The organism is Streptomyces sp. DSM 15324 (genome assembly GCF_001514285.1).
In the GTDB taxonomy this organism is placed as follows: domain Bacteria; phylum Actinomycetota; class Actinomycetes; order Streptomycetales; family Streptomycetaceae; genus Streptomyces.
The window spans coordinates 75,378-89,833 of record NZ_KQ949024.1 but is presented as its reverse complement, the minus strand read 5'-3'; the positions used below and the strand labels follow the sequence as shown (position 1 = coordinate 89,833).

The following is a 14,456-nucleotide window of genomic DNA, read 5'->3' as shown; positions in this document are numbered from 1 at the left end:
CGGGCCCACTGTGACCGGCGCGACGCGGACGGGCGGCCATGGGTCCGGGACCCACGGGGTACACAGAGCCCGGGGGCACGACCCGCCCCGGAGGAAACGGCACGTACCACCGGCACCCACGGCACCGCACCCACGCGGCCCCGCCGGGCGCCGGCACCGCCACCAGGGACGGACTGCGCGGAGGACCCCATGCGGCGCACGGAACCGGAAGGCCACGGGCCCGTCCGCTACGGCCCCTCGCTCCCGCCCGACGGACTGCCCGTCCTCCCCGAACTCGCCGACGTCCTCGCCCGGGCGGCCACGCGCGCGTACGGCGAACCCGTCGGCGGCGGCCCCGAACTGCGGGACGCGGCCCGCGGCCACCTGGAACGGCGCGGCGCCCCCGCCGGTCCGGGCCGTACCGTCGCCGCGCCCGGAGCGCCCGCGCTGCTGGTCGCGCTGACCGCCGCGCTCGGCGGTGACGTCCTGGTGCCCCGGCCCTGCGCGGCCTGGTGGGCGCCGTACGCCCGCCTCCTCGGCCGGCCCGTCTTCCACGTGGCGACCCCCGCCGAATGCGGCGGCGTACCGGACCCGTACGCCTTGCTGGAGACCGTGCGCCGGGTGCGCGCCGAGGGCGGGGACCCGCGCCTGCTGGTGCTGTCCCCCGCCGACGACCCCACCGCCACCGTCGCCCCGCCCGAGGTGCTCCACGAGGCCGTCGAGGCCGCCGCCGGGGAGGGCCTGCACCTGGTCAGCGACGAGACCTGGCGCGACACCCTGCACACCCCTCTCGAAACGGTGCCGGTCGGCCCCGCCGAGATGCTGCCCGAGCGGGTCACCGTCGTCACCGACCTGGCGGGCGCGCTGCTGCCCGGCGGCTGGCCCGCCGCCGTCGCCCGGCTGCCCGCCACGGCCGCCGGGGACGACCTGCACGCACGCGTGCTCGACGTCCTCACCGCGCTCGACGCCCGCGTGGCCGCCCCCGTCGCCGCGGCCGCCGCGTACGCCCTGACCGGGCCCGAGCCGGTCACCGCGCGCGGGGCCGCCACCGTACGGCTGCACGCGCGCGTGGCCCGCGCCGTGCACGCCACGGTGGTCGCCGCCGGAGCCCTCGCCGCGCCGCCGCAGGCCGGGCGCCATGTGTACGCCGACCTCGGCCCCCTGCGGGAGGCGCTCGCCGCGCGCGGGGTGGGCGACGCACAGGACCTGGAGGACCACCTCACCGCCCGGCTCGGCATGCCCGCGCCCGGCGGCCACCGCTTCGGGGACGACCTCGGCGCGCTGCGCGTACGGCTGTCCACCGGCCCCCTGCTGGGCGGTACGGACGCCGAGCGCGCGGAATGCCTCACCTCGCCCACGCCGTTGGAACTGCCACACGTGCAACGCGCGTTGACGCATCTGAGGTCGGTCTTCGACGATCTCCGTGACGACGCTGAGCGACGGGAGCCTCCTCGATGACGCAGCAGTCCGAGTCGCCCACCACTGCCGAACCTTCCCCGACCGCCGGACCCACCGCCGCCGCCGCTGGACCCACCGCCGCCGCCGTCGGACCGGGCACCACTGCCGCACCCGCCGCCGTCGGACCGGGCACCACTGCCGCACCCGCCGCCGTCGGACCCGGCACCACTGCCGGACCCGCCACCGCCGGCCCTGCCATCCCGGGCGGATCGGTGCCACCGCGGGACGCCGACCCCTTGGTGCCGCCCCCTTTTCCGCCGCTCGCCGAGCCCCGCCCGCTGGGCGAGCGGCGGGTGTGGCCGCGCTCCTTCCACGACCGGCTGACCGCCCCGCTGCCCGGCCTCAAAGCCCTCGCCCGCTTCGCCCGCGAGGGCTCCGTACGCCCCGGCAGGGAAGGCCTCACCGATGTCCCCCGGCTGCCCTTCGCCCCCGCCCCGCTGCCCCGCGCGGACGCCGGCACCCTCGCCGTCACCTGGGCGGGACACGCCAGTTGGGTGCTGAGCATCGGCGGACTCACCGTCCTCACCGACCCGGTCTGGTCCCGGCGCATCCTCGGCACCCCCGCCCGCATCACCCCCGTGGGCGTCCCCTGGGAGGACCTGCCGCCCGTCGACGCGGTCGTCATCAGCCACAACCACTACGACCACCTGGACGCCCCGACCCTGCGCCGACTGCCGCGCGACACACCCGTGTTCGTGCCCGCCGGACTCGGACGCTGGTTCCGGCGGCGCCGGTTCACGACCGTGACCGAGCTCGACTGGTGGGAGGCGGCCGAACTGTCCGGCGTCCGGCTCGACTTCGTCCCCGCCCACCACTGGTCCAAGCGCACCCTCCTCGACACATGCCACTCGCTCTGGGGCGGCTGGGTGCTCACCGCCCCCGACGGACAGCGCCTGTACTTCGCCGGCGACACCGGCTACGGCCACTGGTTCTCCCTCATCGGCCGCCGCCACCCCGGTATCGACCTCGCCCTGCTGCCCATCGGCGCCTACGACCCCCGCTGGTGGCTCAGCGACGTCCACTGCGACCCCGAGGAGGCCGTCCGGGCCGCCCTCGACCTCGGCGCCCGCCGTATGGCCCCCATGCACTGGGCGACCTTCGTCCTCTCCGCGGAACCGGTCCTGGAACCCCTGGAACGGGTCCGCAAGGCCTGGGAGAACGCGGGCCTGGACCGCGAGGACCTCTGGGACCTCCCCATCGGCGGCTCACGGCTGCTGCAACGCCCCTGAGAAGGCCGCCCCACCCCGTCTCACTTGGCACCCCGTCTCACTTGGCCGGACGGAACCTCCGCCACACACTCGGCGCCGCGCTGATCACCACGGTCAGCGCGATCGCCGTGACCACCCCCTGCCACGGCTCCGGGAACAGCGAACCACCCAGGATCCCGATCAACTGATACGTCAGCGCCCACGCCAGACAGGCCGGCAGATTGCCCCGCGCGAACCGCCGCAGCGGCCAGTCGGCCAGCAGACAGGCCAGCATCACCGGGATCCGCCCCGCCGGCACCAGCCGCGACAGCACCAGCACCGCCACGTCGTGCTCGGCGAGCCGCGTCTGCGCCTGCTCCAGCCGCTGCTCCGGCGCCCGCGCACGGATCGCCTCCAGCCAGCGCGAGCCGTTCCTCGAACGCATCCCGCGCCGCCCCAGCCAGTACAGGGTCGCGTCGCCGAGGAACGCCGCCAGCGACGCCGTCACGAACACCAGCGCCAGCGAGAACGGCGCGGTCTGGTGGAACGCCACCACCGCCGCCGAACTCACCAGCGCCCCCGTCGGCACCACCGGCACCAGCGCCCCGATCAGCACCAGCAGGAACAGCGACGGATAGCCGAGCGCCTGCTGGGTGGACTCCGTCGGCACGACCGTCGTGGCGGCCGCGGCCAGCCACCACCTCACCGCACGACCTCGGGGCGCACGCTCTCGCCGTGATCCAGCCGGTGCACCGTCACGCCCGGCGCACGCAGCGCGGCAAGGCGCACGAACTCCTCACCCGGCGCATGGAACTCATGGGGGCGCACGGCGTCCATCCCAATCGGCCAGTACGTGCCGTAGTGCACCGGCACCGCGCTCCCCGGCGCCAGCCGGGCCAGCGCCTCGGCCGCCCGGCCCGCGTCCAGATGCCCCTCGCCCAGGTACGGCCCCCAGCCGCCGACCGGCAGCAGCGCCACGTCGACCGGCCCGACCTCCCGCGCCATGTCCTCGAACAGCCCGGTGTCCCCGGCGAAGTACGTGCGCGCCTCACCCTCGACGACGAACCCGAGCGCGGGGGAGCGGTGCCGGCCCACCGGCAGCCGCCGCCCGTCGTGCCGCGCGGGCACCGCCCGTATCCGTACCCCGCGCACCGAGGTCACCTCACCCGGCTCCACCTCGCTGACCTGGAGGTGCGTCAGCCGCCGCAGCCCCGGGACGGCGCGCGGCGCACCCCGGGGCACCAGCAGGCGCGTGCCCGGCGCGAGGCGCGCCAGCGACGGCACATGGAGATGGTCGGCGTGCAGATGGGAGACGAGCGCCACGTCCGCCCGCCAGGCGGCCGGCGGGGGGAGCACGCCCCGGCGGCGGCGCAGATGCGCGAGCCGGCGCGCGAACAGAGGGTCGGTCAGCACGCGCACGTTCGCATCCTCGACCGTACAGGTCGCGTGACCCCACCAGGTGATCTCCACCGGCACCCCTTTGCCTCCTCCGCGCGACTCCCCCGAAGCCTACGGGCAGGAGTAGGGTCGGCGGCGAAACCCGGAGGTGAGGGGGACGCCATGGGACCGGTGCGGGTCACGGCGATCGCGAGTCTGACACCGCTCGAGGAACTGGACGCCGATCCCTTCCTGGTGGACTCCCGCAGCCAGCACGCCATGTGCGCGCGCTGGGCCGCCCAGCGCGGCTACACCGTCAGCCGCGAACTGCTGGTCCGCCGGCTGCGCGCCGACCACTGCGTGCTCTGGGACGGGGTGCGGCCCGGCGTCGACCTGTTCGTCGCGCCCAGCCGCCGCGTCCTCGAGAGCGCCCTGTCGGACGTCGAGGAGTTCACCGAGGAGTGCGCCCGCCGCGGGGTGCGCGTGGAGACCGTCGGCTACGCGGAACCCGCCTACGACGCCCAGATGAAGGCCCACGTCCACCGGCGGCTGTCGATGCCGACGGCCGGCTACGACGGACGGTGACCGGGCCGGTTGTCCGTCCCGTGTGACAGGGTGGACGGCGGCCCCTCCTTTCGGCGTCGGGGCCGGAAGGGCCGGGTGACGGGGCGTGCGAGGGGTGCGGTGGCGGGGGGCCGTCAGCCAGGTGGGGCGCAGCCTCGCCGTGTGGGCCGTCTCCACGCTGACGATGCTGGTGCTCGCGGGCATCCTGCCCGACTTCCGGCTCCAGTCCGCCGACGGCGACAGCGCCACCACCATCGCCGTCACCGCGGCCGTCGGCGCCGGTGTCTTCGGTCTCCTGTCCGCGCTGGTCTGGCCCCTCCTCGTCCGTCTCCTGCTGCTGGTGCCGGCGCTCGTCCTCGGCCTGCTGGTCTTCTTCCTCAACGGCTCCCTGCTGCTGATAGCGCTGCGGCTGACGCCCTCCGGACAGACCGAGGCCGCGCCCCAGACCGCCGTCATCGTCGCCGCCGTGATGTCCGCCGTCGCCTCCGCGACCGGCGGCGCCCTCGCCGTCCGCGACGACGACGCCTACCGCCGCCGCCTCTACCGCCTCGCCGACCGCCGCCGCCGGGGCGGCCCGCCCTGCGCCACCACCCCGGGCACCGTCTTCCTCCAGCTCGACGGCGTCGGCCACGACGTACTGTCCGCCGCCGTCGACAAGGGCCTGATGCCGACGATCGCCACCTGGCTCGGCCGCACCCCGGGCACCGGCCGCGCCCCCTCCGCCGATCTTCCCGCCGATCTTCCCGCCGATCTTCTCGCCGGCACCCCCGCCGATACCCACGACACCCGCCCGACCCCCCTGGCCACCCACCGCCTCACCCCCTGGCACACCGACTGGTCCAGCCAGACCGGCGCCAGCCAGCTCGGCATCCTGCACGGCAGCAACCACGACGTCCCCGCCTTCCGCTGGTACGAGAAGGACAGCCGGGAGGTGATGGTCTGCAACCGCCCCACCAGCGCCGCCGAACTCCAGCGCCGCGCCGTCGAGCGCACCGGCGACGGCGGACTGCTCACCCTCGACGGCGCCAGCCGCGGCAACCTCTTCGGCGGCGGAGCCGACGAACAGGCCCTCGTGCTGTCCATCGCCACCCGCCGCCGAGGCCGCGAGACCCGCTCCCGCGCCGGCTACTTCGCCTACTTCTCCGACCCGGCCAACGCCGTGCGCACCGCCCTGTCCTTCGCCGCCGAGGTGATCCGCGAGATCGCCCAGTCCACCCGCGCCCGGCTGCGCAAGGAGCGCCCGCGCGTCCGCCGCGGCGGCCTGTACCCGTTCGTCCGCGCCTTCGCCACCGTCGTCGAACGCGACGTCGTCGTGGCCGCCGTCATGGGCGACCTCCTCGCCGGCCGCACCGCCGTCTACGCCGATCTGGTCGCCTACGACGAGGTCGCCCACCACTCCGGCCCCCTCGGCCGGGACACCGACCAGGTCCTCGGCCGACTCGACCGCGCCCTCGCCCTGATCGAGAAGGCCGCCGAGCACGCCCCCCGCCCCTACCGGATCGTCGTCCTGTCCGACCACGGCCAGAGCCCCGGCGAGACCTTCCGCGCCCGCTACGGCCTCACCCTCGGCGACCTGGTGCGCGCCGGCAGCGGCCTGCCCGTGCCACGCCACGCAGAACGCACGCACAGCGGCGCCGAGGCCCGCGCGGCCGTCCGCGCCGCCCTGCGCCGGCCCGTCGAGGAGCGCGGCGCCCACCACCGCCCGGCCGGCCCCCGCTCCGAGCCGATCGTCCTCGCCTCCGGGAACCTCGGCCTGATCTCCTTCCCCGACGTCCCGCACCGGATGACCAAGGAGGAGATCGACGCCCGTCACCCCGCACTGCTGCCCACCCTCGCCAACCACCCCGGCATCGGCTTCCTCCTCGTCCGCAGCGAGGAGCACGGCGGCGTCGTCCTCGGCGCCCACGGCGCCGAGACCCCTCTGGACCGGCTCGACGACGACCCCGGCCCGCTGGCCCCGTTCGGGCCCGGCGCCGCCGACGCCGTGCGCCGCACCCACTCCTTCCCGCACACCGCCGACATCATGGTCAACTCCCTCCACGACCCGGCCGACGGCGAGGTCCTCGCCTTCGAGGAGCAGATCGGCTCCCACGGCGGCCTCGGCGGCGCCCAGTCCCGGCCCTTCCTGCTCTCCCCGCTCGTCCTGTCCGCCCCCGCCGACGACGGCGAGCCCCTCACCGGCGCCGAACACGTGCACCGCGTCCTGCGCCGCTGGCTCCGCGAATCCGACGGACCCCAGATACCGCTGGAGCCGGCCCCGGAGGAGCGGGCCGCCTGAAAATCGGCTGCGCCGCCACGGCCGTACACCCACACTGGCCGAGTCACCCTCCCTCCGGCCCCGAGGAGCAGCAGCGTTGCAGGCTGCCGTCACCGTCACGCCCTCCCGTATCCCCGACCTCCTCCTCGGCCTCGCCACCGTGCGGCCCGTCTTCCTCTGGGGAGCCCCCGGCATCGGCAAGTCCTCCCTGGTCCGGGAGTTCGCCGAGTCCCTGGGCCTGGAGTGCGTGAGCCTGCTCGGCACCCAGCTCGCCCCGGAGGACCTGATCGGCGTACCCCAGATCCGGGACGGACGGTCGGTGTTCTGCCCGCCGGAGGCCATCGCCCGCGACGAGCCGTACTGCCTGTTCCTGGACGAGCTGAACGCGGCCACCCCGGACGTGCAGAAGGCGTTCTACTCGCTGATCCTGGACCGCCGTATCGGCAGCTACGAACTGCCCAAGGGCTCGATCGTCATAGGCGCCGGCAACCGCGCCACCGACAACGCACTCGCCCGGCCCATCGCCTCCGCGCTCGTCAACCGCCTCACCCACGTCCACCTGGAGGCCTCCCCGAGGGACTGGCTGGCCTGGGCGGCCGCCCACGGCATCCACCCCTGGGTCCTCGACCACCTCACCGACCGGCCCGACCACCTGTGGTCCAAGCCGCCGAAGACCGAGGAACCCTTCTCCACGCCCCGCTCCTGGCACATGCTCTCCGACGTCCTGCACTCCTTCGGCCGCGACCTCGACGAGGACACCCTCAAGGTCCTCGCCCACGGCACGCTCACCCCCGCGCACGCCACCGCCTTCTGCGGCTACGTCAAGATCGTCCGCAGCCGGTACGGCATCGAGGCCGTCCTGCGGGGCGACGCGCCCTGGCCGCACCGGGTCGAGGACCGCGACCTGCTCTACTACCTCGCCGACTCCTTCCGCGGCCGGCTGATCAAGGAACTTCCCGCCGTCAAGGAGCACATGTCGGCAGGCGGCCGGCAGACCGCCCACCGCGCCAAATCGCTCCTCGTCCAGCTCGCCGAGATCTCCGTCGAGGTCGCCCAGACCGTCATCGCCTCCGACCCCGACGGCAACCCCGTCCTACCCGCCTGGTTCCTGGTCGAGGCGGCCCGCGACATGCCCCGGCTGGTGGAGGCCCGGCGATGAGAGGCGAGCACCGGACGGGCCGGCGAGCACCCGGCGACACACAGGACACGGACGCGGCGACGAGACGGACGGAGACACGACGGTGAGCAAGGGCGGCCGGGGCAGGAAGAAGAGGGACCTGGCGGCCGAGGCGTTCACCGAAGGACTGCGGCTGCTGCACGCCAATCCCGCCCTCGACGCCGTCGCCCTCTACGTCTGCCGCGAGGAGGACTGCGACATCGCGCCCCAGGGCGGCCTCGTCCGGGTCGACTCCTACGGCACGGCCCACGTCCACCCGGCCCGGATCGCCGACCCCGCCGTCTGGGCCTGGTCCCTCGCCCACGCCGCCCTCCACCACGGCTTCGGCCACCTCCCGGCGGCCGAGGGCCCCCGCGTCCAGCCCGACCGGTACGACATCGCCGCCCGCTGCGCCGTCGTCAACCGCTTCCTGCTCACCTTCCCCGTCGGCAGCCCTGCCGAGGACCAGCCGCTCACCTACCCCGACGGCGACGAGGAACAGCTCGCCGCCCGCTGGCGCCGCGACGGCCTGCCCACCGCCTACCAGCACTGCGGCACCGCCGGCCCGGAACCCGACCAGCTGCTCGTGCCCTGGAACACCCGGCGGGACGGCCGGCCCCCCGACCGGCAGCTCGCCTTCGCCACCGCCCTCACCCGGACCGTCTCCGCCGCCATGGACATGGCCGGCGGCAGACGCGCCTCCCTCGACGACGACCTCGACCCCACCCGCCCCTGGGAACGCGCCCTGAGCTGGTTCGTCTCCTCCTACCCCCTGCTCGGCGGCATCGCCGCGGGCATCAGGCTCGTCCCCGACGCCGAGCTCGCCCGCGCCCACGGCATCCAGATCGCCGCCGTCGACGCCGAGGCCGGCGAGATCTACCTCAACCCGCTCCACCACCTCGAGGACGACGAATGGCGCTTCGTCCTCGCCCACGAGATGCTGCACGCCGCCCTGCGCCACGGCGACCGCTGCGGCACCCGCGACCCCTACCTCTTCAACGTCGCCTGCGACTACGTCATCAACGGCTGGCTGCGCGAGATGCAGATCGGCACCATGCCCGAGGGGCTGCTGTACGACCCCGGGCTCGCCGGTCTCTCCTCCGAGGAGGTCTACGACCGCATCGCCGGCGATCTGCGCCGACTGCGCCGGCTGTCCACCCTGCGCGGCAAGGGCGTCGGTGACGTCCTCGGCGGCCCCCTCGGCCCGCCCCGGGACTGCGCCGGCCTCGACGGCTTCTACCGGCGCGGCCTCGCCCACGGCCTCGACCTGCACCAGCGCGAGGAACGCGGGCTGCTCCCCGGCGGGCTCGTCGAGGAGATCCGCGCCCTCAGCCATCCTCCGCTGCCCTGGGACGCCCGCCTCGCCCGCTGGTTCGACGAGTTCGTCCCCCGCCCGGAGCCCCTCCGGTCGTACGCCCGTCCCGCGCGCCGGCAGGCCTCCACCCCCGACATCCCGCGCGCCGGCCGCTGGTTCCCGCCCGAGGAGGTGCCCCGCTGCACCTTCGGCGTCGTCCTGGACACCTCCGCCTCCATGAACACCTCCCTCCTCGGCAAGGCCCTCGGCGCCATCGCCTCCTACGCCGGGGCCCGCGACGTCTCGGCCGCCCGCGTCGTCTTCTGCGACGCCGCCCCGCACGACGCCGGCTACCTCCCCGTCACCGAGATCGCCGGCCGGGTCCGGGTACGCGGCCGCGGCGGTACGGTCCTGCAGCCCGGCATCGACCTCGTGCACCGCGCCGACGACTTCCCGCGCGACGCTCCCGTGCTGATCATCACCGACGGCTGGTGCGACACCCTGCGCGTCCGCCGCGAGCACGCCTACCTGATTCCGCAGGGCGCCCGGCTGCCGTTCACGGCTCAGGGGCCCGTGTTCCGGGTGCGCTGAGCCGGAATGTGATCGGATGGGCCTCACGACAAACCCGTCCGACGGGAAACCCACGCGAAAGGAACAACCGTGGCCACCACGCGCTCCGCTCACACCGTCTGGGAAGGCAACCTGCTCGAGGGCAACGGCGTCGTCACCTTCGACTCCTCCGGCATCGGTCAGCAGCCGGTGTCGTGGCCGTCGCGCGCCGAGCAGGCGAACGGCAAGACCAGCCCCGAGGAGCTGATCGCCGCCGCCCACTCCAGCTGCTTCTCCATGGCCCTCTCGCACGGGCTGGCCGGCGCGGGCACCCCGCCCACCAAGCTCGTCACCTCGGCCGACGTCACCTTCCAGCCGGGTGAGGGCATCACCGGCATCCACCTCACCGTCGAGGGCACGGTCCCCGGCATCGACGACGACGCGTTCGCCGCCGCCGCCGAGGACGCCAAGAAGAACTGCCCCGTCAGCCAGGCCCTCACCGGCACCACGATCACCCTGTCGGCCAAGCTCGCCTGACCCGACACCCCACCCCACCGGCCGGCCCGCACCCGCGTACCGGCCGGTGCCGCGCGCCCCGGCCCCGACGGCCGGGGCGCCCGCCGCGGGGGGTGCGCCCCCCCATGCCCCATTGACAGAATCCCGCGCACGATTTGTGCTGGAAGTCCGGTGGCACGGGTGGCTCCCTGGCGGAAGGGGACGGCGATGGGACGTCCGGTCGGCATCGATCTCGGCACCACGAACTCGGTGGTGGCCGTCCTGGAGGGCGGCGACCCCACGGTCATCGCCAACGCGGAGGGCGCACGGACCACCCCGTCCGTCGTCGCCTTCGCCAAGAACGGCGAGGTACTCGTCGGCGAGGTCGCCAAACGGCAGGCCGTCACCAACGTCGACCGCACCGCCCGCTCCGTCAAGCGTCACATGGGCGACGCCCACTGGCGCTTCCCCGAACACGGCGACGTCGACGGCACCCGCTACCGCGCCCAGGAACTCTCCGCCCGCGTCCTGCAGAAACTCAAGCGGGACGCCGAGACCTACCTCGGCGAGGACGTCACCGACGCCGTGATCACCGTCCCCGCCTACTTCGACGACTCCCAGCGGCAGGCCACCAAGGAAGCCGGGGAGATCGCCGGCCTGAAGGTGCTGCGGATCATCAACGAGCCGACCGCCGCCGCCCTCGCCTACGGACTCGACCGCAGCCAGGAACAGACGGTCCTCGTCTTCGACCTCGGCGGCGGCACCTTCGACGTCTCGCTCCTGGAGATCGGCGACGGCGTCATCGAGGTCAAGGCCACCAACGGCGACACCCTGCTCGGCGGCGACGACTGGGACCAGCGGATCGTCGAGCACCTCGTGAAGAAGTTCAAGGGGCAGTACGGCATCGACCTCGGCGCCGACCGGATGGCCGTGCAACGCCTGCGCGAGGGAGCCGAGAAGGCGAAGATCGAACTGTCCTCGTCCTCCGAGACCTCCATCAACCTCCCCTACATCACCGCCTCCGCCGAAGGCCCCCTGCACCTCGACGAGAAACTGACCCGCGCGCAGTTCCAGGAGCTCACCGCCGACCTGCTCGACCGCTGCCGTACGCCCTTCCACCAGGCCGTCAAGGACGCCAAGGTCACACTGTCCGCGATCGACCACGTCATCCTCGTCGGCGGCTCCACCCGGATGCCCGCGGTCACCGATCTGGTGCGGGAGCTGACCGGCAAGGACCCGCACAAGGGCGTCAACCCCGACGAGGTCGTCGCCGTCGGCGCCGCCCTCCAGGCCGGGGTGATCCGCGGCGACGTCAAGGACGTCCTCCTCCTCGACGTCACCCCGCTGTCCCTCGGCATCGAGACCAAGGGCGGCATCATGACCAAGCTCATCGAACGCAACACCACGATCCCCACCCGCCGTTCGGAGATCTTCACCACCGCCGCCGACAACCAGCCCTCCGTCGGCATCCAGGTCTACCAGGGCGAACGCGAGATCGCCGCCTACAACAAGAAGCTCGGCGTCTTCGACCTCACCGGCCTGCCGCCGGCCCCGCGCGGGGTCCCGCAGATCGAGGTCGCCTTCGACATCGACGCCAACGGGATCATGCACGTCTTCGCCAAGGACCTCGCCACCGGCCGTGAACAGAAGATGACCGTCACCGGCGGCTCGGCGCTCCCCAAGGACGACATCGACCGCATGATGCGCGAGGCCGAGCAGTACGCCGACGAGGACCGCGCCCGCCGCGAGGCCGCCGAGACCCGCAACCAGGCCGAGCAACTCGTCTACCAGACCGAGAAGTTCCTCCGCGAGAACGAGGAGCGGGTACCGGCCGAGACCAGGCAGGAGGTCTCCTCGGCGGTCACCGGCCTGAAGGACCTGCTGGAGCGGCAGGCCGACACCGCCGCCCTGCGGGCCGGCCTCGACCACCTGGCCACCGTCAGCCAGAAGATGGGCCAGGCGATGTACGCCCAGGCCCAGCAGCCGCCGACCGCCGCCCCCACGGCGGACCACGACACCGACCACGACACCGACCGCGGCGCCCGCCGGGACACCGGCGGGGCGACGGACGACGACGAGACGGTCGTCGACGCGGAGATCGTCGACGACGACACCGACCAGGCGAGGGGAGCCTGACGCCGCAGCCGCAGCCGCAGCCGCAGCCGTGCACCCGGCCGCGCCGGCTGTGACGGCGCGGCCTCCCCGGCTCACGCCTTGCGGGCGACCCCCGCGTACACCGGCACGATGCCCTCCGCCTGCGCCGCCACGTCCTCCGGCTCCGGCCGCCAGCCCGAGACCGGGATGAGACCGGGGCCGAGCAGCTCCAGCCCCTCGAAGAAGCGCGCGAACTCGGTGAGGGAGCGCGGGAAGAACGGGGTGCCGCTGCGCCGGAAGTGGTTCGCCGCGTTCTCGATGGCCTCCGGGCTGAGGTCCGGGGTCACCTGCGAGAGGATCAGCCAGCTGCCCGGCGCCAGCCGCGCCACGTACTCCCGTACGAGGTCGTACGCGCCGTCGTCGAGGTAGTGCGTCAGCGCGACCAGCGACAGCGCCACCGGCCGGTCGAGGTCGAGGGAGTCCGCAGCCCGCTCCAGCAGCGTCGGCAGGTCCCGCACATCGGCGTGCACGTACTCGGTGGAGCCCTCGGGGGTGCCGCGCAGCAGCGCCTCGGCGTGCCGCAGCACGATCGGATCGTTGTCCGCGTACACCACCCGCGCCTCCGGCGCCACGCGCTGGGCGATCTGGTGCAGGTTCGGCTCGGTGGGGATACCCGTGCCGATGTCCAGGAACTGCCGGATCCCCGCCTCGGCGGCGGCGCGCACGGCCCGCTGCATGAAACGCCGGTTGCCGCGGGCGCCGCGCAGCACCGTGCCGTCCACGGCGAGGATCTTCCGGGCGAGTTCCTCGTCCACCGGGTAGTTGTCCTTGCCGCCCAGCCACCAGTCGTAGACACGCGCCGGATGCGGTCTGCTGGTGTCGATACGGACGGGTGCCTTCCGGTCCTCGGGTCCGGTCGTCATGTGGGCTCTTCTCCTCGCGTGGGGGGGGGGTGGGGGCGGACAGGGCGGCCAGACGCCGCTCAGAGGGTTTTGCGGAGGTCTTCCAGGAGGCCCCGGGTCTCCTGGGCGGACGCGGCATGCGTCGTCAGATGGTCGAGTACCTCCAGGTGCGCGGAGACCTCCCCCCGTGAGTCGAGATACAGGGCGCCCGTCAGATACTCGGTGACGACCATGTCGGGCAGTTCGGGCTCGGCGAAACGGAACAGCGAGAAGGGCGCGGCCGTCCCCGGATGCGGACCGTCGGCGAACTCGGCGATCTGCACGGTGATCCGGTCCCGCTCGGTCAACTCCAGCAGCTTGTCCAGCTGTTCACGCATGACGGAGGGATCCTCGCACACCGGGCGGCGCAGCACCGTCTCGTCCAGCACCGCCCACAGATGCGGCGGGTTCGGACCGTCCAGCAGCCGCTGCCGGGCCATCCGCAGCGACACATGCCGTTCGATCGCGTCCGGCGTGGTCCGCCCGACGGTGCCGGCCTCCAGTACGGCACGCGCGTACCGCTCCGTCTGCAACAGGCCCGGTACGAAGTGCGGTTCGTAGCTCCGGATCAGCCGGGCCGCGCCCTCCAGACTGACGTAGAGACTGAACCACTCCGGCAGCACGTCGTGGAAACGCTGCCACCAGCCGGGGAGGTTCGCCTCCTCGGCGAGCCGGACGAACGCCTCGGCCTCCTCCGCGGACACGCCGTACGCGTCCAGCAGCACCTGCACGTACGGGATCTTCAGCGCGACCTCGGCCGTCTCCATGCGCCGTACGGTCCCCGGAGCCACCCGCAGCGCGCGGGCCGCCTCCTCGCGGCCGAGACCGGCCGCCTCGCGCAGCTCCTGAAGCCGTCTGCCGAGCACCACCTGACCCACCGTGGGCGCGGGCCGCCGTTCACTCACGCCACGTCTCCCCTACGTGTCGAGGCACGCGGGTCAGTCTGTCATGTTCCAGCCGCAGTCTCACGGGTACGGCGATGAGGTCCTCGCCACGCGTGACCCCCGAGGTACCCGCGGTCGGCCGTTCATGACGTCCGGGGTAATCGACTCGTCTCCTTCCGTGCGGGATCGTCAAGTCACCGGGTTCCGGGCCGGCGCACTCC

The 14,456-nt window shown here is 73.9% G+C and carries 12 protein-coding genes; 8 read left to right on the top strand and 4 right to left on the bottom strand.

The window, feature by feature from the left end:
* Positions 1–189 precede the first annotated feature (189 nt).
* Together AQJ58_RS06620 and AQJ58_RS06615 are read left to right on the top strand one after the other, a co-directional pair.
* A complete protein-coding gene (locus AQJ58_RS06620) occupies positions 190–1,437 on the top strand; it encodes an aminotransferase class I/II-fold pyridoxal phosphate-dependent enzyme (protein ID WP_067246032.1) in 1,248 nt (415 codons plus the stop codon).
* The gene (locus tag AQJ58_RS06615) at positions 1,434–2,666 is read left to right on the top strand and encodes an MBL fold metallo-hydrolase (protein WP_067246029.1); all 1,233 of its coding nucleotides are present in this window, start codon (positions 1,434–1,436) and stop codon (positions 2,664–2,666) included. Before AQJ58_RS06620 ends, AQJ58_RS06615 begins: the two co-directional genes overlap by 4 nt.
* A gap of 37 nt (positions 2,667–2,703) precedes the next feature.
* Here AQJ58_RS06615 and AQJ58_RS06610 read toward each other — a convergent pair whose 3' ends face one another.
* Together AQJ58_RS06610 and AQJ58_RS06605 are read right to left on the bottom strand one after the other, a co-directional pair.
* Positions 2,704–3,330: a DedA family protein gene (locus AQJ58_RS06610; RefSeq protein ID WP_067246027.1), complete on the bottom strand. Its 627-nt coding sequence runs from the start codon at positions 3,328–3,330 to the stop codon at positions 2,704–2,706.
* Complete coding sequence (locus AQJ58_RS06605; protein ID WP_067246025.1) at positions 3,327–4,100, bottom strand: MBL fold metallo-hydrolase; 774 nt, start codon at positions 4,098–4,100, stop codon at positions 3,327–3,329. The genes AQJ58_RS06610 and AQJ58_RS06605 overlap by 4 nt, the downstream gene beginning before the upstream one ends.
* 84 nt (positions 4,101–4,184) lie before the next feature.
* Here AQJ58_RS06605 and AQJ58_RS06600 point away from each other — a divergent pair, with 84 nt between their 5' ends.
* The 6 genes from AQJ58_RS06600 to dnaK all read left to right on the top strand — a co-directional run bounded on the left by AQJ58_RS06600 (position 4,185) and on the right by dnaK (position 12,452).
* The gene (locus AQJ58_RS06600) at positions 4,185–4,586 is read left to right on the top strand and encodes a hypothetical protein (RefSeq protein ID WP_067246023.1); all 402 of its coding nucleotides are present in this window, start codon (positions 4,185–4,187) and stop codon (positions 4,584–4,586) included.
* Positions 4,587–4,671: 85 nt separating this feature from the next.
* The gene (locus tag AQJ58_RS06595) at positions 4,672–6,843 is read left to right on the top strand and encodes a phage holin family protein (protein ID WP_067246019.1); all 2,172 of its coding nucleotides are present in this window, start codon (positions 4,672–4,674) and stop codon (positions 6,841–6,843) included.
* Positions 6,844–6,919: 76 nt separating this feature from the next.
* Positions 6,920–7,981, top strand: a complete 1,062-nt coding sequence (locus AQJ58_RS06590) for an ATP-binding protein (protein WP_067246016.1) — start codon at positions 6,920–6,922, stop codon at positions 7,979–7,981.
* Between the two features lie 82 nt (positions 7,982–8,063).
* Positions 8,064–9,863 (top strand): vWA domain-containing protein, encoded by a 1,800-nt coding sequence (locus tag AQJ58_RS06585; RefSeq protein WP_067246013.1) that lies wholly within the window; start codon positions 8,064–8,066, stop codon positions 9,861–9,863.
* 69 nt (positions 9,864–9,932) lie between these two features.
* Positions 9,933–10,358, top strand: a complete 426-nt coding sequence (locus tag AQJ58_RS06580) for an OsmC family peroxiredoxin (protein WP_067246010.1) — start codon at positions 9,933–9,935, stop codon at positions 10,356–10,358.
* Between the two features lie 186 nt (positions 10,359–10,544).
* A complete protein-coding gene (gene dnaK / locus AQJ58_RS06575) occupies positions 10,545–12,452 on the top strand; it encodes a molecular chaperone DnaK (RefSeq protein WP_067246007.1) in 1,908 nt (635 codons plus the stop codon).
* Positions 12,453–12,523: 71 nt separating this feature from the next.
* On the opposite strand, the gene AQJ58_RS06570 is transcribed toward dnaK, so the two are convergent.
* Together AQJ58_RS06570 and AQJ58_RS06565 are read right to left on the bottom strand one after the other, a co-directional pair.
* Positions 12,524–13,333, bottom strand: a complete 810-nt coding sequence (locus AQJ58_RS06570) for an SAM-dependent methyltransferase (RefSeq protein WP_067246004.1) — start codon at positions 13,331–13,333, stop codon at positions 12,524–12,526.
* Positions 13,334–13,392: 59 nt separating this feature from the next.
* Complete coding sequence (locus tag AQJ58_RS06565; RefSeq protein ID WP_067246001.1) at positions 13,393–14,256, bottom strand: helix-turn-helix domain-containing protein; 864 nt, start codon at positions 14,254–14,256, stop codon at positions 13,393–13,395.
* Between the last annotated feature and the right edge of the window lie 200 nt (positions 14,257–14,456).

Coding starts and splice junctions, on each gene's coding strand:
- AQJ58_RS06620 (WP_067246032.1), top strand. CDS start 190: ATGCGGCGCACGGAACCGGAAGGCCACGGGCCCGTCCGCTACGGCCCC.
- AQJ58_RS06615 (WP_067246029.1), top strand. CDS start 1,434: ATGACGCAGCAGTCCGAGTCGCCCACCACTGCCGAACCTTCCCCGACC.
- AQJ58_RS06600 (WP_067246023.1), top strand. CDS start 4,185: ATGGGACCGGTGCGGGTCACGGCGATCGCGAGTCTGACACCGCTCGAG.
- dnaK (WP_067246007.1), top strand. CDS start 10,545: ATGGGACGTCCGGTCGGCATCGATCTCGGCACCACGAACTCGGTGGTG.
- AQJ58_RS06570 (WP_067246004.1), bottom strand. CDS start 13,333: ATGACGACCGGACCCGAGGACCGGAAGGCACCCGTCCGTATCGACACC.